Origin of the sequence: Nonomuraea sp. NPDC001831, assembly GCF_042892035.1 — a bacterium.
GTDB lineage: Bacteria > Actinomycetota > Actinomycetes > Streptosporangiales > Streptosporangiaceae > Nonomuraea.
In genome coordinates, this window is the sequence record NZ_JBIATU010000012.1 from 256,653 (window position 1) to 278,402 (window position 21,750).

Sequence of the window (21,750 nt, forward strand, 5' to 3'; positions counted from 1 at the left end):
GTGAGCACCACCGAGCTGGAGGCCGGGACCTACGAGGTTCTCCGGAACCGTCTCCAGGCGCAGGCCAAGGCCCTCGCGGTGGCGGCGGAGGAGGTCAACGGGCAGCGGCTGCGCGTCTTCGGCGGCGCGGAGCTGCGCCTGCTCGGCACCGAGCGGATCAGGACCGAGAACAACTGCGTCCCGAGGGACATCGTCTCGCTGGGCGAGGTGATGTTGTTCGGCTACAACGTCTTCATCGGGCTCAAGCCCGAGACGACCGTGGCCGACGTGTTCGCCGTGCACCGCTTCACCAGGGACGGGGACGCGTTCACGTTCGAGACCGGGAAGCTGGAGACGCTGGAGGAGCCGGCGTTCAGGAAGGACTTCGCCGAGCTGTACCGGTACTACAAGGAGACCAGGCTCCAGCAGCTGCGCCGGGTCGAGGGCAAGCTGCTGGCGGTGTTCCGGACGGGCCCGGCGGACACGCGGGTGCTCAGGTGGACGGTCAGCAACGGCGGTGTCCCGAAATATCTGGATAACAGGGGGGAGCGGGACCACGTCTTCCCCCCGTCCCACGACTTCGAGTGGACGCCGACCACCCGCGACGACCACGTGCTCGGTCGCCATCCGCACATCTCCATCGAGGGCGAGGTCTTCGTCGAGACGATCGGCGGCGACCTCACCATCAAGGTCGAGAACAACACCGAGACCGGCGCCGGCGTCTACTCCGAGCCGGTCGCCGAACGCCTCCAGTCGCTGGCCGACGCCGACGTCGAGTACGCCAGGGTCGGGCCGCTCGTCCTCATGCGGATCAGGCCGTACAAGGAGCCGGACTGGCGGCATCTGGTGTTCAACACCCGTACCAAGGCGGTGACCAGGCTCGACGGCATCGGCCAGTCCTGCCAGCGGCTGCCCGAGGACCAGGGGCTGATCTTCCCGGGCGGCTACTACCTGGCCACCGGCATCAGCAAGACCTTCGACACGGACGTGACGGACCTGGAGTTCGAGCGGGTCGTGCGCTCGCCCAACGGCGAGGACGTCCTGTACGTCTTCCACGCCCGCGGCGACGGCCGCTCGTTGCTGCTGCCGTACAACGTGATCAGGAAGGAGGTGGCCAACCCCATCGTCTGCCACGGGTACTCCCTGTTCGACGACGGCACGATGGTGGTCTTCCGCGCCCTCTCCGAGGAGCCGACCCGGGTCCACCCGATGCAGGTGTGGCAGACGCCGTACGTGTCCGACACCTACGCCGCCGCCCAGCCCGCCGGGACCGGGCCCCTGGAGCGCATCGGCAACGCCGAGCTGGTGCGCGGCATCTCCGACTGCCTGTCCGTGGCCCGCATGGTCGAGGAGATGGCGGCCTCGGAGGCCACGTTCGAGGCCCTGATCGCCGCCTGCACCCGCGCCGCCGACTCCTACCACTGGCTCGGCGAGCACGGGCTCGCCGCGCCGCTCGCCGACGTGCGCGCCACCGCCGAGCAGGTGCTCGACGAGTACGAGAACGTCGAGCAGCTCACCCGCCAGGCCGCCGACACCCTGGCCGCGGCCGCCGAGGAGACCGCCCACCTGGTACGCGCGGCCGCCGCCGACACCCCCGCCGGCGCCGACGCCTGGGTCACCACGCTGGCCGGCCTGCGCAGGCAGCAGGGCCGCCTGGTGACCCTGCGCGACGTCCGCTACCTGGACCTCGCCCGCCTGGACGAGCTGTCCGCCGCCGTGACCGCGGAGCTGGCCGCGACCGGCCGGCGCGCGGTCGCCTTCCTGGAGGGCGCGGAGGCGTTCACCGCCTACCACGTGGCGGTCGAGCGGCTGGCCGCCGACGCCGCCGCGATCGCGACCGTGGCCGAGGCCGCGCCGGTCGCCGACCGGCTGGCCGAGCAGGCGGAGGGCCTGGAGGTGGTGACGGAGGTCGTCGGCTCGCTGGAGATCGCCGACGCCACGGTCCGCACGTCGATCCTGGGCCGGATCGCCGAGGTGCTGGCCGGGGTGAACCGGGCGCGGGCCGTCCTCGACGGGCGGCGGCGGGAGCTGCTCGGCTCGGAGGGCCGCGCGGCCTTCGCCGCCGAGTTCGCCCTGTTCGGGCAGGCCGTCTCGGGCGCGCTGGCGATGGCCGACACGCCGGACAAGTGCGACGAGCAGCTCGGCCGCCTGATGCTCCAGGTGGAGAACCTGGAGGCGCGGTTCGGCGAGTTCGACGACTTCGCCGCCCAGCTCGCGGGCAAGCGGGACGAGGTCTACGAGGCGTTCTCGGCCAGGAAGCAGACCCAGCTCGACGGCCTGGCCCGGCGGGCCGACCGGGTCTTCGCCTCGGCCGAGCGCATCCTGGGCAGCGTGACCAGGCGGCTGGCGTCGCTGGGCTCGATGGACGAGGTCAACACGTACTTCGCCACCGATCCGATGGTCGGCAGGGTCCGTACGGCGGCGGCCGAGCTGCGTTCCCTGGGCGACGCCGTCCGGGCCGAGGAGCTGGACGGCCGGGTCAAGGCGGCCCAGCAGGAGGCCGGCCGCGCGCTGCGGGACCGGCTGGACCTGTTCACCGACGGCGGCGAGACGCTGCGGCTCGGCCGTCACCTGTTCGCCGTCAACACCCAGCCGATCGACCTGACGCTGGTCCCGCACGACGGCGAGATGCACTTCGCGATCACCGGCACCGACTACCGCGCGCCCGTGCCGGCGTCCTTCGCCGACACGCGGCCGTTCTGGGATCAGCTGCTGGTGTCGGAGACGCCGGAGATGTACCGGGCCGAGCACCTGGCCGCCTCGCTCCTGGACTCCGCGGAGCCCGGCGCTGCCCTGGCCGACCTGGTACGCCAGGCCGCCGAGCAGCGCTACGACGAGGGCTACGAGCGCGGCGTGCACGACCACGACGCGATCCTCGTCCTGGAGAGCCTGGTCCGCCTGCGCGAGGGCGCCGGCCTGCTGCGCTACCCGCCCGAGGCGCGCGCGGCCGCGCAGCTCTTCTGGGCCTTCGGCACGGACGAGGTTTCACGTAAAACATTGGCCACCAGGGCCGCCTCCCTGGTCCGCGCCCGCGCGGTCTTCGGCCGGACGCCCGCCCTGGAGGCGCTGGCCGCCGAACTCGGCGCCCGGATCGCCGCCTTCTCCCCCGCCCAGAACCCCGCCCACGACACCAGCCCGGACACCGGGCAGGACACCGGCCAGGACACCGGCCAGGACACCGGCCGGGGCACCGGGCAGAGCACGGCCGCGCTGGCCGGCGAGTACCTGGTCGAGGAGCTGGGCGCGACGCCGTCCGGCTTCGTGACCGGCAAGGCGGCGCGCGACCTCCTCGACGGCTTCAGGCAGGCGCTCGGCCCGGCCAGGACGCGCGAGTTCGAGGAGGAGCTGGCCGCGCTCCCCCTGCCCGAGCGGCTGCAGCTCGCCCACGCCTGGATCGGCGCCTACCGGGAGGGCCCCGAGGTGGCCGAGGCGGTCGCCGTGCTCCTGTGCGACCTGCCCCGCCACGACTCCGGCGCCGCCGTCGAGGAGACCGTCGAGGGGCTGCTCGGCGCGCATCCGCGCGTGCAGGACCGCAGGCTGCGGGTCAGGCTCGACGAGCTGCTGACCAGGGCGCGCGCCTTCAGGCAGGACCGGGTCCCGGCCTACCGGGCCTACCAGCGCCGTCGCAACGAGCTGATCGAGCAGGAACGCCGCCGGCTGCGCCTGGAGGAGTACCAGCCCAAGGTCATGAGCGCGTTCGTCCGCAACCGGCTGCTGGACGAGGTCTACCTGCCGCTGATCGGCGACAACCTGGCCAAGCAGCTCGGCGCGGCGGGCGCGGGCAAGCGCACCGACCAGATGGGCCTGCTGCTGCTCATCTCACCGCCCGGCTACGGCAAGACCACGCTGATGGAGTACGTCGCCAGCCGCCTCGGCCTCGTCTTCGTCAAGGTGAACGGCCCGGCGCTCGGCCACGGCGTCACCTCGCTCGACCCGGCCGACGCCCCCGACGCCACGGCCAGGCAGGAGGTCGAGAAGATCTCCTTCGCGCTGGAGAGCGGCAACAACACCCTGCTCTACCTGGACGACATCCAGCACACCTCGCCGGAGCTGCTGCAGAAGTTCATCTCGCTGTGCGACGCCCAGCGCCGCATCGAGGGCGTCTGGAACGGCCGGACCCGCACGTACGACCTGCGTGGGAAGCGCTTCGCGGTGTGCATGGCGGGCAACCCGTACACCGAGTCCGGGCAGCGCTTCCGCATCCCGGACATGCTGGCCAACCGCGCCGACGTGTGGAACCTGGGCGACGTGCTCTCCGGCAAGGACGAGCTGTTCGCGCTGAGCTACGTGGACAACGCGCTGACCTCCAACCCGGTGCTCGCCCCCCTGTCGGGCCGCGACCGGGCCGACGTCGAGCTCCTGGTACGCCTGGCCAAGGGCGACCCCGCCGTCCGCCCTGACCAGCTGCGGCACCCGTACGGCAAGGCCGAGCTGGAGCAGGTGCTCGGCGTGCTGGGCAAGCTGGTGCGGGCGCAGGAGGTGGTGCTGGCCAACAACGCGGCCTACATCGCGTCGGCGTCCCAGGCGGAGGCGTCCAGGACCGAGCCGCCGTACCGGTTGCAGGGGTCGTACCGGAACATGAACAAGCTGGCCGAGCGCATCGTGCCCGCCATGAACGAGGAGGAGCTGGAGGCGGTGATCGACGACCACTACCTGGGCGAGGCGCAGACCCTCACCCAGGACGCCGAGGCCAACCTGCTCAAGCTGGCCGAGCTGCGCGGCCGCCTCACCCCCGCCCAGGCGGCACGCTGGGCGGAGATCAAGGCGGCCTACCTCAGGGCCAGGGCGCTCGGCGGATCCGGCGATGACCCGATGACCAGGGCCGTGGGCGCCCTCGGCCTCCTCGCCGACCGGGTGAGCGAGGTGGGCACGGCCATCAGGGAGTCGGACCGCTGACCGCAACGGGCCCGACCCCTCAGCGGAGCGGGCCCGGCGTCAGCGGGTCCGGTCGCTGGGCGGGGCGGGGGCGAGCTCCAGGTGGGTGCCGGTGAAGGCGGCGCGCAGGCGGCGGTCGTGGGTGACGACCACCAGCGCGCCCTCGTAGTGGGCCAGCGCCTCCTCGAGCTGCTCCACCAGCATCGGCGACAGGTGGTTGGTCGGCTCGTCGAGCAGCAGCAGGTCCACCGGGTCGGTGACCAGGCGGGCCAGCTCGACCCGGCGGCGCTGCCCGTACGAGAGGTCGGCCAGCCGCCGCCGCAGGTCGTCCGGACGGAACAGGCCCAGGCCGAGCAGCCGGTCGGCGTGCTCGTCCGGGCTGCCCGGCCGGCCCTCGGCGAAGGCCGCGAGTACGGTGCGGTCCAGCCGGGCCGCCCGTTCCTCCTGGCGCAGCAGGCCGGCCCGTCCGTTCCGGCGTACGGTCCCCGCGTCGGGACGCAGCTCGCCGGCCAGCACCCGCATGAGCGTGGTCTTGCCCGCGCCGTTCGGCCCGGTGACGAGCAGCCGCTCCCCCCGCCGTACGGCGAGCCCGTCGATCCGCAACCGCCCCGCCACCCGCACCCCGTCGAGCACGACCACCATCGACCGCCGCTCCACGCCGCCCACACCGTGGGGGCCTTCCAACGGCCGCACATCGGCCGGGACGACCACGTCCTCGAAGTGTTCCGGCAGGTGCCCATCGGCGGGGGTGATCACCTCGTGGCGGTGATCCGGCAGGAGGTGCCCGTCGGCGGGGATGATCACCTCCTGGGGGTGATCAGGGAGGAGCACGTCGGCGGGGGGCGGGGCGGTGATGGCGGCGGTGAAGCGGAGTGGCACGGGGGGCGGCGGGACCGGGTGCTCTTCGAGCCACCGCATCCGCGCGCGCGACTGCCGGACGCGCCCGGCGGCGCCGTGCGTTCGCGACCGCGCCCGCCATGCGCCGGTGCCCATCCCGGCCTGCACCATCGCGCGCGGGATGGCCGCCAGCCGCCCCGCGTTGGCCGCCACCAGCCCGGCGTGCCGGGCCAGCTCGGACCGCCACTCCTCATGGGCCCGCACGTGCGCGGCCCGTTCGGCGGCCTTGGCCGCGAGGTAGCCCGAGTAGCCGTCGCCGTAGCGGCGCACCCGCCCGTCGGAGACCTCCAGGATCACCGTGGTGACCCGGTCGAGGAACGCGCGGTCGTGGCTGATCGCGACGACCGTGCCGCGGTGCTCGCGCAGGTGCTGTTCGAGCCAGGCGACGGCCTGGTCGTCCAGGTCGTTGGTCGGCTCGTCGAGCAGCAGCAGCTCCGGGGCGGCGGCCAGCGTCGCGGCCAGGGCGAGCCTGGACCGCTCGCCGCCCGACATCGTCGCGACCGGGCGGCTCCGGTCCAGGCCGGGCAGGCCCAGGCCGTGCAGCGCGACGTCCACCCGGGTGTCGGCCTCGTAGCCGCCGCGCGCCTCGAACTCGGCGACGGCGGCGGCGTAGGCGTCCAGGTCGGTGCCGGCGAGCGCGCGCATGCGCGCCTCGATCTCGCGCAGCTCGGCCAGGGCCAGATCGACGACGTCGGCCACGGTGGCGTGCGAGGGCAGCTCCAGCGACTGCGGCAGGTGCCCCACGCCGCCGGGCGCGGCCACGGTCAGCTCGCCGTTGTCCGGACGTTCGACGCCCGCCATGAGCCTGAGCAGCGTGGACTTGCCCGAGCCGTTGTCGCCGATCACCCCGGCCTTCTCGCCGGGCCGGACGGTGAGCGACACCCGGTCCAGGACGACGCGGGTGTCGTAACGCTTGGTGATCTCGTTCAGCGCCAATTGGGCAGCGGTACGCATAGAGGCTCCACCTCCTTGTCTCAACGCGGATATGACCGGTACGAGGCGCGGCGGAGCGGTCGGCTCAACGCGTGCGCGCCTCGGGCGTGAGAATCACAGGAAGCAGTAACCCATAGCGCCGGACACCATAGCCCAGAAACGGGATTGTGTACAGCCCCTTATTCGGCGCGCAGCGACGCGGTGGCCTCCCGTTGCAGGGCCGTGGACCGCCGGAGGAAGTCGACGATCAGGGCCAGCTCGTCGTCGGTGTAGCGGTCGTACAGGCCGGACATGGCGGCCACGAACGGCTCGAACAGCTCGCCGAAGCCGGCCAGCCGCTCCCAGTTGATCTCGACGATGACCCGGCGCCGGTCCTTGGTGTCGCGCACCCGGCGGACCAGCCATTTGGCCTCCAGCCGGTCGATCAGCCCGCTGACGGAGGCCGGGGCGAGGCCCGTGTGCTGGGACAGCTCCCCGGCCGTCAGCGGCCCGAGGCGCTGGAGCAGGTCGAGCGTCTTCTCCTCGGTCATCCCCAGGCCCAGCCGCTCGCCCATGGCGCTGTGGTACATGACCGCGGCGTTGCTGCTCTCCCGGCCCGCCTCGACCAGTTCGTCCAACAATTTCTTTCGATGCTCCGAAATATCCCTGGACATCCCGCCACCCGTGCTCATATATTTCGTTCGGCCGAACGAAAGGATACCAGCATGAAGGCTCTGATCATAGGCTGCGGCATCGGCGGTCCCGTCACGGCGATGGCCCTTCAGGCGGCCGGCATCGAGGCCGAGATCCACGAGGCGTACCCGCGGGGCGCCGAGAACGTCGGCTCGTTCCTCAACCTCGCCTCCAACGGCCTGGCCGCCCTGCGCGTGCTCGGCGTCCACCGCCAGGTGCTGGCGTCGGCCATTCCCACCCCGCGCATGGTCATGTGGAGCGGCACCGGCAAGCGCCTCGGCGAGGTGGCCAACGGCCTGCGCCTCGACGACGGCACGGTCAGCCACACCGTGCTCCGCGCTGACCTCTACGGCGCCCTGCGCGACGAGGCCGCCCGGCGCGGCGTCCCGATCGTGTACGGCCACCGCCTGGTCTCCTACGACGACACCGGCGACCAGGTCGTGGCGACCTTCGAGGACGGCACCTCGGCCACCGGCGACCTGCTGATCGCCTGCGACGGCGTGCACTCGCGCACCCGTTCGCTGCTCGACCCCGGCGCGCCCGGCCCGCGCTACAGCGGCCTGTACAGCTTCGGCGGCATCGTCAGGAACACCGGAGCCGGCGGCTTCAGCGGCCCCGGCGGCTTCAGCGGCCCCGGCGGCTTCGGCGAGCCCGGCGTCTACGACATGGTCTTCGGCAAGCGGGCCTTCTTCGGCTGCACGGTGACCGAGTCGGGCGACACGTGGTGGTTCGCGAACCTGCCCAGGCGGCTCGGCGACGTGCCCGCGGACTGGCGGCCCGTCCTGGCGGCGGCGTTCGAGGGGGACGCGAACCCCTCGGCCGACCTCGTCCGCCACGGCCCGGTGGGCCCGGCGCTGCCGGTGTACGACCTGCCGCCGGTGCCCGTCTGGCACCGGGGCCGCGTGCTGCTCACCGGGGACGCCGCCCACGCCACCTCGCCCAGCTCCGGCCAGGGCGCCTCGCTGGCCGTCGAGGACGCGGTCGTGCTGGCCAGATGCCTGCGCGAGGCGAAGGACCACCGCACGGCGTTCGAGCGGTTCGAGGCCGAGCGGCGGCCCAGGGTCGAGCGGGTGGTGGCCTACTCCAGGACGATCAGCAACAGCAAGGCCGCGGGCCCGGTCGGCCGGGTCCTCCGCGACCTGATGCTGCCGATGTTCCTGAAGCGGAGCGCGAGCCAGGAGTCACTGGCCTGGATGTACCGCCACCAGGTCGGCCTGTGACACCGCGGCGACGGAGGCGGGCAGCAGCGGCAGCCGCACGTCCGGCGTCGGGATCAGGCCCCTGGCGTGCAGGACGCCCTTGATCACGGTCGGGTTGGGCTCGGCGAAGAGCGCGCGGGAGACCTGGGCCAGCCGGTGCCCGAGCGGGCGCGCGGTGGCCACGTCGCCGGCCAGCCAGGCGTCGACCAGCTCGACGAAGCTCCTGGTCAGCACGTGCGCCGAGGCCAGGATGCCGCCGGTGGCGCCGAGCGCGAGCAGCGGCGAGACGAACGCGTCGTCGCCGCCCAGCACCTCGAAGCCGTCGGGCAGGTCCGCGAGCAGGTCCACCGTGTCCTGGTCGATGCCGCCGGCGGCGTACTTGACGCCCGCGATGTTCGGGTGCTCCCCGATGGCCCGCAGCGTCGCGGCGCCCACGGCCTGCCCGGTCCGGTAGGGAATGTGGTAGATCACCAGCGGCACGGGTGACGCCTCGGCCAGCGCCTCGAAGTGCGCGATCACGCCGCGCTCGCCGGGCCGCAGGAAGTACGGCACGGTCACCAGGGCCGCGTCCACCCCGGTGGGCAGTTCGCGCAGCGCGGCGGCGGTCGTGCGGGTGTCGTTCCCGGTCACGCCGACGGTGAGCAGTGCCCGGCGCTCGGCGCACACGCGCACGCAGGTCTCGACCACCAGGGCCCGCTCGCCGGGGTCGAGGGCGGCCACCTCGGCCGTCGTGCCCAGCGCCACCAGACCGGCCGCGCCCTCGTCGAGCATCTGCCGGGCGAGCTTCTCGACCGCGTCGGCGGCCACCTCCCCCGACGACGTGAACGGCGTGACCAGCGGTACGTGGATTCCTCTCAGCATGCTTCGAGCCTGCCGCCCGCCGACCTGTTAGGTCCAGTTCGGATTTCTTCGTTCAAGCTTAAGATGAACTTATGCTCGACCCACGCAAGCTCCACCTGCTCCGCGAGCTGGCCAGACGCGGCACGATCACCGCCGTGGCGGAGGCGGTCACGTTCACTCCCTCGGCGGTCTCGCAGCAGCTCAGCGCCCTCGAACGGGAGGCGGGCGTGCCGCTGTTGGAACGCACCGGGCGCACGGTCACGCTCACCCCGGCCGGGCTGCTGCTGGTCGAGCACGCGCAGGCCGTCCTGGAACAGCTCGAACGCGCCTCGGCCGCGCTCGCCGCCGCCCGGGGCGGGCCGTCGGGCCCGCTGCGGATCGGCGCGTTCCCGACGGCCACCCGCGTGCTGCTGCCGCCCGCCCTCGCCCGCCTGGCCGCGGACTGTCCCGGGCTGGAGCCGATGGTGGCCGAGATCGACCCCGCCGACGTCTCGGCGGCGCTGCGGGCGGGCGAGCTCGACGTCGCCCTCGTGCACGAGTACGACTTCGTGCCCCCGGTCACCGACGCCTCCATCGAGACCGAGCCGCTGTTCACCGAGCCGATGTACCTGACCGTCCGGGCCCGCGTCCTCGACGCCCGCGACGACCCGTGGATCATGGGCAAGCCGGGCACTCTCTGCCACACCATGGCGATCAGGGCCTGCCAGGCGGCCGGGTTCGAGCCCCGGGTCCGGCACCACATCGACGACTTCGACACCGTGCTCGCCTTCGCCGCCGCGGGTCAGGGCGTCGCGCTCGTGCCCCGGCTGGCGGCGCTCACCCCGCCGGACGGCGTCCCGCTGACCCGCCTGCCCCTGAGCCGCCGCACGCGCGCGGCCTTCCGCCGCGGCTACGGCGACCATCCTGCGGTCCGCGCGGCCGTCGCCGCCTTCCACACCGCCGCCACCACCCTCCCCCTCTGACCGTGCCGCCCACGGGCTCTCCGAAGGCCCCGCTCGCGTGAGCCGAGTCGCCGGCGCGGGGGCGCCTCCGCGATCAGCGCGTACGGCAGGTCGAGCGCCGTGACGCATTCGGTGACCAGCCGCAGCCGGCGCCGCAGGCGGATCGGCGTCCACGGGCCCAGGTCGATCAGGAGCGCGAGCCGCTTCTCGCCCAGCCACCGGATCGCGGTCTCCACGTCCATGCCGTGCTCGCGGGCCAACTGTCCCGCGACCCAGGACGTGACCCGGCGGCGCGCGGGGCCGCTGTGCGGGAAGGCGCGCGGCGCCAGCAGGACGGGTACGGGGGCGGTGGGCTCGGCTTCGGCACGCCGTAGCAGCTCGGCGCCGAGCGCGTACAGCGCCTGGTGCCCGTCGTGCCGCGTGCCGGTGAGGGTGAGGGCGCCGCCGGCGGCGTCGAAGCGCCGTACCAGGCCGGGATCGGCGGGCGCCTGCCGCAGTCCGGCCCGCACACTCGCGATCAGCTGCTCCCGAACGGCGGTGTCGTGCCCGTCCGGCGGCGGCAGCCCCTCGTCCGGATCGATGCGCCGCACGAACGCGTGGATCGGCGGATTGCTCAGGTCCAGCCCTTCCGCGTGCATCGCGGCCACGAACCGGTTGGACCGGAACCACAGCACCCACGGCAGACCCCCCGTCATCATGTCGCCGACAAGGATGACCGGGGCCATCAGCACCGGCGCCACGACTCCGCCGACCGGGACGCCCAGGAGCAGCAGGCGCACATGACCGGGCACGGCAGGCAGCAGCCCCAGCTCGACGGCCCCGGCGAGCAGGGGGATCGTGAGGAGCGCCGCGAGCACGGACCGGTTCACCCGCGGCCCGTCCGGCGCTCCGGACTGCTCGCCCTCGGCCAGCCTGAGCCACAGAGCGGGCAGCACCATGCACGCGCCGAACGCCGCACCCCACCAGAATGTGCCCGTGAGCTGCGCCGGAGACGTCCCGTCGAACACCAGGAAGACCGCGCCCAGCAGCAACAGGCGCACCGCCAGTTGGGCGCCGAGATCCTTCCGTCGGCCGTGGAAGAGGTCGGCGTAGTCCTGGACCAAGACCCAGTACAGCAGCATGACCAGCACGCGGAGATCCGGGCCGGTCCAGGCGGAGATCTCCGCGGTCGTCCAGCCGAGGGCCGCGAAGGCCGTGCGGAAGACGTTCAGGAGGGGCGCGACGACATCGGGTTCGCCCGTGAGGAACCCGGTCACGGCCGGGATCGCGCCCCCCAGCCCCTGTGCCAAAGGCGCCACCAGCAGGCCCACCGCCACTCCCAGCGGCACGCCGCACAGGCCGTACACGATCCGCCGCCACCGGCCCGCCGTGCCGATCGGACAGCGCGACCGCGGCCGGAGCATGGAGGCGGTCGTCAGCCAGGCGGCCAGCGCCGCCAGGGGCGTCCAGGTGGCCGCCGCCGGCCATCCGTAGCGGTGTGCCAGGGGCAGCCCCAGCCCGGTGAGCACCGCGGCGACGTACACGACCGGCAGGCAAAGACGCCGGACCAGGTCGGCTCTGACCGGCGACAGCGCGATCGACAGGAAGGGCGCGCGGGCGGCCAGGGACAAGGAGCGCAGCGTCCGCACGGGATCGTCACCGGGACGGCGGGCCAGGCCCTGGGCCACGAAACCGGCCAGGAAGCCGTAGCGCGCCGGATGCCGGCCTGCGCCCCGGGCGATCGGCAGCAGCCAGTCCGGCCGAATCAGCAGCTCCCACACGCCGGTGTCGCGGGCGGCGACGGCGAGCAGCTCCGGCGTGAGATGGGCGGCACGGACCGGGCCGGGCAGCGGCAGGATGGCGAACGCCGCCGGCCCCCTGACGGCCGTGGCCGACAGGGCGGCGTAGCTCAGCTCGTACCGCTCGCACAGGTCGGCGAGGAGGGCCAGCAGCGCCTTGCGGCGTCGCTCGGACAACGTGGCCAGGCCGTCGATGAGCAGGGCCGGGCGTCCGGCGCGCAGCCACCGGCCGGCCATGTCGCGCGGGATCCGGTGGTCGGCGGCGATGCGCGCCGCCAGCCAGGCCACCAGCGGATTGCCCGCCCTCTCGCCCCGCCTCCATTCCGGCGTCGGCCTCCAGGAGCCGACATCCACCAGGACGGGCAACCCGCCCGGCACCGCGGCGTCCGGGGGCGCGGCGTCGGCGGGGTGCAGGAGGGCAGCGGCCAGTTCGGCCAGGACGATCCGGCCGCCGCCATCGGGCGGCCCGACGAGCAGCGTCTGCGCCTCCAGCCGGCTCGGCAGGTCAGCGACGGGGATCAGCTCGCCGGGCTTCCGGTCCGGTGAGTGCGGCATCACGAGCATCCCGAGCCGCTCCCGTCCCGCCAGGACGTCGCGGACCCGGGCGGCCAGCAGCGCGTGATCGGCCGGGTAGCCGGCCGCGTCCTCGGCGGCCCGCCGATCGAGCGCGCCGGCGAAATGCTCCTTGATCAGCGGATGGCGGAACCGGTACTGGCCCAGCGTGCCGACCAGCAGGTCGCGCTCGGCGCCGAAGCGCAGGACCGGCATCAGTCGCCACGGCAGCCAGCCGCCCAGCGGCAACGCGATCCGCATGATCAGGTGATGCAGGGCTCTGAGCAAGGGCCTCGGCTCGGTCATCGCGATCGGTGCGAGCCAGGAGGCGGCCAGCGCCAGGATCGCGAGCGACCACAGTCCGGTCTCTCCGTCGAAGTCGCCGGCATCCGTCGTCAGGATCAGCGCCGCGCCCGCCGCCGCGGTCAGCACCGCGACCCGCTTGGTCACCGCGTTCTGCAGGATGCTCCGGCTGGTCACCGCCTCGGGGAAAGGGTCGGCGACGCGCCCGGGGCCGTCCCTCTCCCCCGCACCGGCCGGCGGGACGAGCAGGATGACCGCGGCGACGAGGACCAGCATGGCCAGGAACGCCACCAGCAGGACCGCGTAGATCTCCACATAGGACATGGGCGGGGCGGGCAGCAGGAAGCACGCCGTCACCAGGCTCGCCAGGATGACGCCCGCCACGGCCCTGCCCGCCGGCGTGGGTGAGGCGACGACCTTCCACCCCGCCGCCGCCAGCAGGGCCGACAGCATCAACAACCAGTGGACGGGCCCGGGCAGCGGGCGTGCCAGCTCGGTCAACCCCCACGATGCCAGCCACAGCACGCCGCCCGAGGTGACCCCCAGCGCCGCGCCGGCCGCGTGCACCGCGATCAGGTGCCGCATCCCCGCCGACGGTGAGCCGGGCGCGTACGGCAGTCCGGCGAAGACCTCCCGGGACGCGCCCACCAGCACGGCGATCGCGGCGAAGTAGGCCACGCCACCCACGGCGCTGCCCAGGTGCCGTGCCAGCGGCAGTGCCAGGCCGACCGCCGCCAGGGCCGCTCCCGCCCAGGGCAGGCCGTGCAGCAGCGTCAGAGCCCTCGCCTCGGGGGACGGGACGATCCAGCGGTACACCGTGCGCAGATCGTCCTCCCCGTCCACGGCCGCGAGCCGGCGCAGCGAGCGGCGCGCCCTGGCCGGCGGCATGCGCGGCGACGGACGTGAGGTGATCATGGCCTGCTCGTACAGGGCCAGGAGCTCGCCGGGCAGCGCGCGGCCCGGCAGTCCGGCGGCGGAGCCGCCGGTGCTCGCGTCGGCGGCGATCTGCAACCACAGGGGCGTGGTCACCAGCGCGCCGAGGTCGCTGTCCCGCCGCAACAACGCACGCAGCGCTTCGAAGCGCTCGTCGCCCGCCTCCGCGTAGGCACGCACCTCCTCGATGGTCAGCGCTTCGATGCGGACGGCGCCCTCCAGGCGCAGGCGCGTGTCCAGGCCCTCGTACTCGCCGCTGCGGCAGGTCACGACCACGGGTGGAGCGGCATCGCCCGCATGCAGTTCGTTGACCAGTCGCACCATCACCTCCCGCTCCTCGGGAGGGATCTCGTCCAGGCCGTCGAGCAGCAGCACCAGGGCGCCGTGGGCCAGCCAGCGCTTGGTGACGCCGGCCGGGATCTTGTAGCGGGCCCGCGCGGCCCGCGCGATCCACTCCTTCAGGTCCTCCACCGTCAGCGCCGGCGGTTCGGCGGGCCGCTGCCGGCTGTTGCGCTCCTCCCTCCGCAGCCGCCACCCCCGGGACCAGCCGGAGAGCCGCCGCAGCCACCGCGACCACGGCACGGCCGGCCGTCGGCGGCGGGGCCAGACGTCGCCGCGCAGCCCGGAATGGCTGGCCAGGGCCAGCACGATCGGAACCGGCTCCCGGTCCTCGGGCTCGGCCCGCTCGGCCCGCTCGGCAAGGGCCAGCGCCAGGCGGTGCAGCTCCGTGGTCTTGCCCGCTCCCGGCGCGCCGACCAGCAGCATCGACCCGCGCAGGTCGTCGAACACCGAGACGACCTCCGCCTCCGGCCGTGGCCGAAGCGCCCGGTGCCCGGCGTCCTCCACCGGTGCGAGCACCAGCTCCGGGGCCTCGCGGAAACGCAGGCGCAGGGGCGGAAGCCCGATCTCCAGGCGTTCCGACGCCTCGCGGCGCACGTCGTCCAACGCGCGGGCACGGGCCTTCGACGCCGGCGGGTCACCGTCCTCGGCCGGGGACCGCTCCCCGGTCGCCAGCAGGCGGACCGCCAGCGTCGCGCTGATCACGGTGACGGCCGCCAGCGCCACGTAGGTCAGCCAGGGGCGGGAGGCGAACGGCTCCGGCGGGGGGCCGGCGGTGGCGAAGTTCGTCAGCAGGGCGGACAGCGCGGCCACCCCCACCGCGGCAACGGCCAGGGCGGCGGCCCTCCGGCTGGCTCGACGCCCCGGCATGACCCTCGTCACCCCCGTTCGCGGTCTCGCCTCTCACGGGGTTATCGCGAAGGTGCGCGAAGTGTTGCACGCCAGGCCGTCCGACAGCTCTGTGCCGGTCGGGCGGCGGCCGGGGCGCCTAGCGGGCGGGCCTGCCGAGCAGGCCCTCGGCGAGGGCGGCGAAGCTGCGGGCGAGCCGCGCGCTGTCCCCCGCCCGCAACCGGCTCGCGATCGGCTCCATGTGCAGGGACCCGAGCAGCAGGTGCGCGATCTCGTCCGCGTCCACGTCGGGGCGGCCCTCGGTGATCAGCGCGGTGACGTGCCGGTGCCAGCCGGTGTAGATCGGGTTGGTCTCCCGGGGCTCGGATCTGCTGGTCGCGACCGCGTGCTCGTGCGCCGCCACCAGGTTGCCGTTGCGCGCCGCCAGCTCGGCCACCGCGCCCAGGAAGGCGACCAGCCGCTCGACGGGCGGCGCTCCGGGGCCGAGCGGCGGCGGGCCCTCGGCCACCGCCTTGTCCAGCTCGCGGGCCCGTTCGCTCATCAGCTCCCGCATCAGCCCGGTACGGCTGCCGAACCGGTGGAACACCGTCCCCTTGCCCACGCCGGCGGCCACCGCCACGCGCTCGACGGAGACCTGCTCGGGCGGGTGGCGGCGGAGCAGTTCCTCCGCCGCCCGCAGGATCGCCCGCCTGTTGCGCGCGGCGTCGGCCCGCTCTTGACGTTCCATCCGGTCATTGTTGCCCATGGACAAACTTGACCAGCGGTCCATATATTAACTGGACCAATGGTTCAGATACAGACGGGAACAACCATGCGTGCCATCCAGCTCGACGCCATCGGCGGCCCCGAGACCCTGCGGCCGGTGGACCTGCCCCGCCCGCGTCCCGAGGCCGGCCAGGTCCTCCTCCGCGCGCGGGCGATCGGCGTCAGCTACGCCGAGACGCAGATCCGCTCCGGCGCGCTGCCGTTCCCGCTGCCGCTGCCCGTCGTGCCCGGCGCGGAGGCGGTCGGCGAGGTCGTCGAGCTCGGCGAGGGCGTGGACGACGGCCTGCTCGGCACCGTGCGCGTGGGGGTGACCGGCGGCCTCGGCGCCTACGCGGAGTACGTGGCCATGCCCGCCGCCCTGACCTGCCCCGTCCCCGAGGACGTGCCGCCCCTGGAGGCCCTGGCCGGAGCCGCGCCCGGCGCGATCGCCCTCGCCCTGCTGCACCGGGCGCGGCTCGGCGGCGAGGAGACCGTGCTGGTCGAGGCGGGCGCCAGCGCGGTCGGCGGCTACGTCGTGGCGCACGCCAAGGAGTTCGGGGCGGCCCGGGTGATCGCCACCGCGGGCTCGCCCGCCAAGCGGCAGCGGGCCCTCGACCTGGGCGCCGACCAGGTCCTGGACCACGGCGACCCCGGCTGGCCGGACGCGCTGCCGGACGTCGACGTGGCCTTCGAGTCGATCGGCGGCGCGTCGGCCCGGCGGGTGCTCGACCGGCTCGTGCCCGGCACCGGACGGATGTTGTTCTACGGCATGCTGAGCGGCGAGCCCGCCGCCGTCACGGCCGCCGACCTGATGGAACGCGGCGTGACCGTCGTCGGCTGCAGCGGCCCCGGCTGGGCCGGCCAGGTGTTCGGCACGCACTATCCCGAGATGCTGGCCCGGCTCGGCTCAGGACGCAGCCGCGCCGTCGTCCACGAGACCCTGCCGCTGGCCGAGGCGGCGAAGGCCCACCGGCTCCTGGAGTCGCGCGCGGTCACGGGCCGCGTCCTGCTGGTGCCGTGAGCGGTCACGGGCCGCGTCCTGCTGGTGCCGTGAGCGGCTCAGCGGTCCAGGACGGCGTCCAGCACGGCCGTGGCGCTGACCTGCTCGGCGTTGTAGTCGCCGGCCGTCACCGCGACGACCAGTTCCTCGCCGGGCAGCACGAGCAGCCGCTGGCCGCCGTTCCCGATCGCCTCGGTCCACGGCCGGTCGCCGGTGCTGACGTACCACTGGTAGCCGTAGCGGAAGTCGCCGTCGATGACGACGCGCGGCCGCGTCATCTCGCGCACCCACTGCTCGGGGACGATGCCCAGCCCGCCGCCGAGCACCAGCCGGCCGAGCGCGGCCAGGTCGAGGGGCCGCAGCCGCAGCCCGGCCGCGGCCATCGCCACGCCGTCCGTGCCCTTGACCCACTCGGTTCTGGTGATGCCGAGCGGCTCGAACAGCGCCTTGGCGGCGTACTCCGCCAGCGGTTCGCCGGCGCCCCGCGCGATGAGCCCGCCGAGCAGGGCCGAGGCGCCGCCGCAGTACCGCCACCGCTTCCCGGCCTCCTCGACCACCGGGCGTTCCAGGACGAACCGGTACCGGTCAGGGGCGAGCTCCATCGCGATCTCGCTGTTGGCCGGGCTCGTGTACGGCAGGTCCTCGTTCCAGTCGATCCCGAGCGTCATGGTGAGCGCGTGCGCGACGGTGAGGTGCGCCCGGGCCGGATCAGCCACCAGATCCGGATATTCGGGGAACTGCTCCACCAGCCTCGCGTCCGGCGGCGGCACCAGCCCGTCGCGCAGGGCCACGCCGTACAGCAGCGCGACCACGCTCTTGGTGACCGACCGCACGTCGTGCGGCGTGTCGCGGTCGAACACGACGTGCCGGGGCTCCTCGGTGATCCGCTGGTCGACGCCCGCGCCGTAGTGCTCGACGACGACCTCGCCGCCGCGCATGACCACGACCGCGTGCAGATTGGGCGCCGTGCCGGCCTTCAGGACCGCCTCGACCCGCTCCGCCATTCCCATGATGTCCTCCTAGGCCCGGGGGACATCCTTTCGTACCCGCTCACACGATGTCAGGGTCAAGGGCTGAGAGCGTCCTCAGCGTCTCTCAGGAGCGGCACAGCGACGCGGGAGCAGGCTTGGCCCCATGGAGCAACTCGTGAACAGCCCGGCCGTCGCCCAAGGTCTGCGCAAGGTGGAGGCCAGGATCAGGCGGCTCAGCGGCTCGTCCGCGCTGCCGGGGATCAACGCGGGCGCCGGTCGGATCGTCAGCGCCGGCGGCAAGCGGTTGCGTCCGGCGCTGACGCTGGCGACCTCGCTGGCCCTCGGCAAGGCCCCGGACCGCCGGGTGGTCACGGCCGCCGCGTGCGTCGAGCTGATCCACGCCGGCTCACTCGTGCACGACGACCTCATGGACCGGGCGACCGAGCGGCGCGGCACCCGTACGCTCAACGCCGAGCTGGGCGACGGCAAGGCCCTGGTGATCGGCGACTTCATGCTGGCCAGGGCGGGGCTGGCGGCCATCACCGCGGTGTCCAGGCCGGTCGCCGAGGTGCTCGCGGCCACCGTGGTGGAGCTGGCCGAGGGCCAGTACATGGAGACGAGCGACCTGTTCAACCCGGCCAGGACCAGGGAGAGCGCGCTGCGTTCGATCACCGGCAAGACCGCCGCGCTGTTCCGGGCCGGCTGCCTGGCGGCGGCCGTCTGCGCGCGGGCTTCGACCGAGGACCGGGCGCGCGTGGCGGCGTACGGCGAGAAGTTCGGGCTGATCTTCCAGGTGCTGGACGACCTGCTCGACCTGACCGCCTCCAGCGCCCAGCTCGGCAAGCCGGCCGGCAACGACCTGCGGCAGGGCGTCTACAGCCTGCCGCTGCTCCTGTCCGGCACCGACCTCGGCGACCTGCTCGGCCGCGACATGAGCGACGAGCAGGTGGACGAGGCGCTGCGCCGGCTGCGCGCGGGCGACCTGGTGGCCAACACGCTGGAGTTCTGCCGCGGCCTGGCCTCGGACGCGCTGGCCGCCCTCCCGGTGATCCACGACAGCGAGATCGCGGCCCTGCTGTACGGCCTCCCGACGGCCTACATCGACCACGTCGCGGGGGTGTCGTCGCAGTTGACGGGCGTCAGTTGAGATTTGTTGGAACAATTGGTAGAAATCGCCTCCACAACCCGGCGAATCGCGCTAATACTGGAGTCACGCACTACAGGAGCGCACATGCGAAAGATCCCCCCTCGCATGATGATCCGGGACGACGGGCTTGAGTCCAGTCACTTCCTCCAGCTCGCCGCCGTGGACTTCACCGGCATCTACGCGGTCCACCTGGCCGCGAAGGAAGAACGGCTGAAGATGACCAGGCTCGCCATGAGCCTGTTGTCCGGGCCGTTCCTGGCGGCCATCGCCCTGACCAGCGCCAAGGTGGTGGACCCGCAGAGCCTCACGGACTGGCAGCGCGTGCCGTGGTACCTGTTCGCCCTGGTCACGGCGTTCGGGGTGCTCAGCGTGCTGCCGTTCCTGCGGCTGATCGAGGCGGTCCGCGCGCACGCCAGGACGGCCCGCGCGATCAACAACTTCCGCCTGCTGTACGCCACCAGGCTCAAGGACCGGCTCGGCTGGAGCCCGAACCTGCCGATCGACCCCCGCTTCCCGGAGACGTACGCGCCGCTGGCCTGGCCCGGGATCAACGTGACGACCCTGGCGCTGGCGAACTCGACCTACCTGACGGTGGGCCTGACCGGCCTGTGCGGGCAGGCGCCCGACCTGCTCCTGCTCACCTTCGGCATCCTCCTGGTCACGCTGGTCCACTACGCCGTCTACTACGTGCGCTGCAACGTGACCAGGCGGCGCCGGCCCCCGCGCGACCCCTACGAATACCCGGATCAGGAGACCTGAATGCCCGGCCCCGCGTTATGGGCGTCATGTGGGGAGGCGTGGATGTGGATGATGCGACATGTCTGGACGGCGGGCACACTCGCCGACGACGACCGCGGCCCCGTGATCGAGGCCCCGTCCGTGCTGTTCGAGATCGCCGAGGTGCGGGGCGACGACCCGATCATCGCGCGGTACGGCGACGCCGAGCGGCTGGCCCTCTACAGCAGGAAGTTCAGCGAGGACACGATCGTGCCGCCGTTCAAGTACAGCTACGGCGCCCGGATCAGGGGGCAGCTCGCCTGGGCGGCCGACCTGCTGCGGGTCAAGCCGTACAGCAAGAGCGCGTGGATCTCGCTGACCATCCCCGGCGAGCCGTACGACGCGGTGCCCTGCCTGATCGGCGTGGCGTTCCGGATCCGGGACGGCGCGCTCGCCATGACCGCGACCTTCCGCTCCCAGAACGCCTTCACCAGCTACCTCAACTACCTGCCGCTCGCCGAGGTGCACGCGTCCATGGCCCGCGAGCTGGACCTGGACCGCGGGCCGATGCGGGTGTTCGTGGACGTGCCGCACCTGTACCTGGCCGACAGCACCCAGGTGCTGCGGGTCATGCGGCCCGCGCGGCGGTGAGCGGCGCGGCGATCTCCTCCAGCCCCTTGCGCTCGGCCTTGACCCCGAAGGCCAGCTCGACCAGCCCCGCGACGATCATCACGATGGCGCCGATCGAGAACGCCAGCGCCGTGTCGCCCGGCGCGCCGCTCTCCACCAGCGAGGCGAACACGAGCGGGCCGGCGATGCCGCCGGCGGCCGTGCCGATGGCGAAGAAGAACGCGATGGCCATCGCCCTGGTCTCCATGGGGAAGATCTCGCTCACCGTCAGGTACGCCGCGCTGGCCCCCGCCGAGGCCACGAAGAGCACCACCGACCAGCAGAGGGTCAGCGTCATCGCGGTCAGCGCGCCCTGGTTGAACAGCCAGGCGGTGCCGAGCAGCAGCACCCCGGAGCCGATGTAGGTGGCCGAGATCATGGGAACCCGGCCGACGGTGTCGAAGAGCCTGCCGAGCAGCAGCGGGCCGAGGAAGTTGCCGACCGCGATGATCGCGAAGTAGTAGCCCGTGTGCGAGTCGATCTTGAAGAACGTGGTCAGGATCTGGGCGTAGCCGAAGGTGATCGCGTTGTAGAGGAACGCCTGGCCGATGAAGAGCGACAACCCGAGCACCGTGCGCTTGGGGTAGAGCGCCACCATCGTGTGCGCGATCTTCAGGAAGCCGATCGACCGGCGCTGGTGGATGGTCATCGACTCCTGCGGCTCGGGCAGGTCCCGGCCGATCTGTCGTTCGATGTCGTCCACGATCTGCTCGGCCTCGCGGTCGCGTCCGTGGATGAACAGCCAGCGCGGGCTCTCCGGGACGTTCCTGCGTACCAGCAGGATGGCCAGGCCGAGCACCACGCCCAGCCCGAACGCCACCCGCCAGCCGATGTTGACCGGCAGGTCGTTCAGCAGCGGCACGGTCAGCAGGGCGCCGCCCGCCGCGCCGAGCCAGTAGCTGCCGTTGATGATGATGTCGATGCGTCCCCGGTGGTGGCTCGGGATCAGCTCGTCGATGGCCGAGTTGATGGCCGCGTACTCGCCGCCGATGCCGAAACCGGTCATGAAGCGGAACAGGAAGAACCACCAGGCGTCGAAGGACAGGGCGGTCATCAGCGTCGCCGCGAGGTAGACCACGAGCGTCAGCAGGAACAGCTTCTTCCTGCCGAACCTGTCGGTCAGCCAGCCGAAGAACAGCGCCCCCACGCAGGCCCCGGCCACGTAGAGGGCCGCGGCGAGGCCGGCGACCTGCGCCTGGGTGATGTCCAGGCCGCTGCCGGGCTTGGCGAGCTGCCCGGACAGGTTGCCGACGATGGTGACCTCCAACCCGTCGAGCACCCATACCGTGCCGAGACCGATGACGATCATCCAGTGCCAGCGGGACCACGGCAGCCGGTCCAGCCGTGCGGGCACCTTGGTAGTTACCGTGCCGGTATCCACGTCGCTCATAAGGGCACTTGGGTACCCGGTA

General features: G+C 73.2%; 14 protein-coding genes. 7 read left to right on the forward strand and 7 right to left on the reverse strand.

Features of this window, described 5'->3' with window-relative positions; all coding sequences use genetic code 11:
* The gene (locus tag ACFYYW_RS33585) at positions 1-4,875 is read left to right on the forward strand and encodes a DNA repair ATPase (RefSeq protein ID WP_387654774.1); all 4,875 of its coding nucleotides are present in this window, start codon (positions 1-3) and stop codon (positions 4,873-4,875) included.
* Positions 4,876-4,914: 39 nt separating this feature from the next.
* Here the strand turns inward: ACFYYW_RS33585 and ACFYYW_RS33590 are convergent, their stop codons facing one another.
* Positions 4,915-6,705, reverse strand: a complete 1,791-nt coding sequence (locus ACFYYW_RS33590; RefSeq protein WP_387654777.1) for an ABC-F family ATP-binding cassette domain-containing protein — start codon at positions 6,703-6,705, stop codon at positions 4,915-4,917.
* Positions 6,706-6,863: 158 nt separating this feature from the next.
* Positions 6,864-7,304, reverse strand: a complete 441-nt coding sequence (locus ACFYYW_RS33595) for a MarR family winged helix-turn-helix transcriptional regulator (RefSeq protein ID WP_387654780.1) — start codon at positions 7,302-7,304, stop codon at positions 6,864-6,866.
* An 84-nt stretch (positions 7,305-7,388) separates the two neighbouring features.
* Between ACFYYW_RS33595 and ACFYYW_RS33600 the strand changes: the two genes are divergently transcribed.
* Positions 7,389-8,576: an FAD-dependent oxidoreductase gene (locus ACFYYW_RS33600; RefSeq protein ID WP_387654782.1), complete on the forward strand. Its 1,188-nt coding sequence runs from the start codon at positions 7,389-7,391 to the stop codon at positions 8,574-8,576.
* On the opposite strand, the gene ACFYYW_RS33605 is transcribed toward ACFYYW_RS33600, so the two are convergent.
* Complete coding sequence (locus tag ACFYYW_RS33605) at positions 8,538-9,416, reverse strand: 4-hydroxy-tetrahydrodipicolinate synthase family protein (protein WP_387654784.1); 879 nt, start codon at positions 9,414-9,416, stop codon at positions 8,538-8,540. The genes ACFYYW_RS33600 and ACFYYW_RS33605 overlap by 39 nt on opposite strands.
* A gap of 71 nt (positions 9,417-9,487) precedes the next feature.
* Here ACFYYW_RS33605 and ACFYYW_RS33610 point away from each other — a divergent pair, with 71 nt between their 5' ends.
* Positions 9,488-10,357, forward strand: coding sequence for a LysR family transcriptional regulator (locus ACFYYW_RS33610; protein ID WP_364413047.1), 870 nt, complete (start codon positions 9,488-9,490; stop codon positions 10,355-10,357).
* Here ACFYYW_RS33610 and ACFYYW_RS33615 read toward each other — a convergent pair.
* Both ACFYYW_RS33615 and ACFYYW_RS33620 read right to left on the reverse strand, forming a co-directional pair.
* The gene (locus ACFYYW_RS33615; RefSeq protein ID WP_387654787.1) at positions 10,285-15,111 is read right to left on the reverse strand and encodes a hypothetical protein; all 4,827 of its coding nucleotides are present in this window, start codon (positions 15,109-15,111) and stop codon (positions 10,285-10,287) included. The two genes, ACFYYW_RS33610 and ACFYYW_RS33615, sit on opposite strands and share 73 nt — an antisense overlap.
* A gap of 118 nt (positions 15,112-15,229) precedes the next feature.
* Positions 15,230-15,817 (reverse strand): helix-turn-helix domain-containing protein, encoded by a 588-nt coding sequence (locus ACFYYW_RS33620; protein WP_352318352.1) that lies wholly within the window; start codon positions 15,815-15,817, stop codon positions 15,230-15,232.
* 84 nt (positions 15,818-15,901) lie between these two features.
* Between ACFYYW_RS33620 and ACFYYW_RS33625 the strand changes: the two genes are divergently transcribed.
* Complete coding sequence (locus ACFYYW_RS33625) at positions 15,902-16,855, forward strand: zinc-binding alcohol dehydrogenase family protein (protein ID WP_387654789.1); 954 nt, start codon at positions 15,902-15,904, stop codon at positions 16,853-16,855.
* A gap of 38 nt (positions 16,856-16,893) precedes the next feature.
* Here the strand turns inward: ACFYYW_RS33625 and ACFYYW_RS33630 are convergent, their stop codons facing one another.
* The gene (locus tag ACFYYW_RS33630) at positions 16,894-17,844 is read right to left on the reverse strand and encodes a serine hydrolase (RefSeq protein WP_352318355.1); all 951 of its coding nucleotides are present in this window, start codon (positions 17,842-17,844) and stop codon (positions 16,894-16,896) included.
* A 124-nt stretch (positions 17,845-17,968) separates the two neighbouring features.
* On the opposite strand from ACFYYW_RS33630, the gene ACFYYW_RS33635 reads away from it, so the two are divergent.
* From ACFYYW_RS33635 to ACFYYW_RS33645, 3 genes are all read left to right on the forward strand, one after another.
* Complete coding sequence (locus ACFYYW_RS33635; protein WP_387654791.1) at positions 17,969-18,952, forward strand: polyprenyl synthetase family protein; 984 nt, start codon at positions 17,969-17,971, stop codon at positions 18,950-18,952.
* Positions 18,953-19,036: 84 nt separating this feature from the next.
* A complete protein-coding gene (locus ACFYYW_RS33640; protein ID WP_387654793.1) occupies positions 19,037-19,711 on the forward strand; it encodes a hypothetical protein in 675 nt (224 codons plus the stop codon).
* A gap of 48 nt (positions 19,712-19,759) precedes the next feature.
* Entirely contained in the window at positions 19,760-20,320 is a 561-nt protein-coding gene (locus ACFYYW_RS33645; protein WP_387654795.1) for a hypothetical protein, read from the forward strand.
* On the opposite strand, the gene ACFYYW_RS33650 is transcribed toward ACFYYW_RS33645, so the two are convergent.
* On the reverse strand, positions 20,298-21,728 hold the full coding sequence (locus ACFYYW_RS33650; RefSeq protein WP_352318361.1) for an MFS transporter: 1,431 nt from the start codon (positions 21,726-21,728) through the stop codon (positions 20,298-20,300). The two genes, ACFYYW_RS33645 and ACFYYW_RS33650, sit on opposite strands and share 23 nt — an antisense overlap.
* Positions 21,729-21,750: the final 22 nt, after the last annotated feature.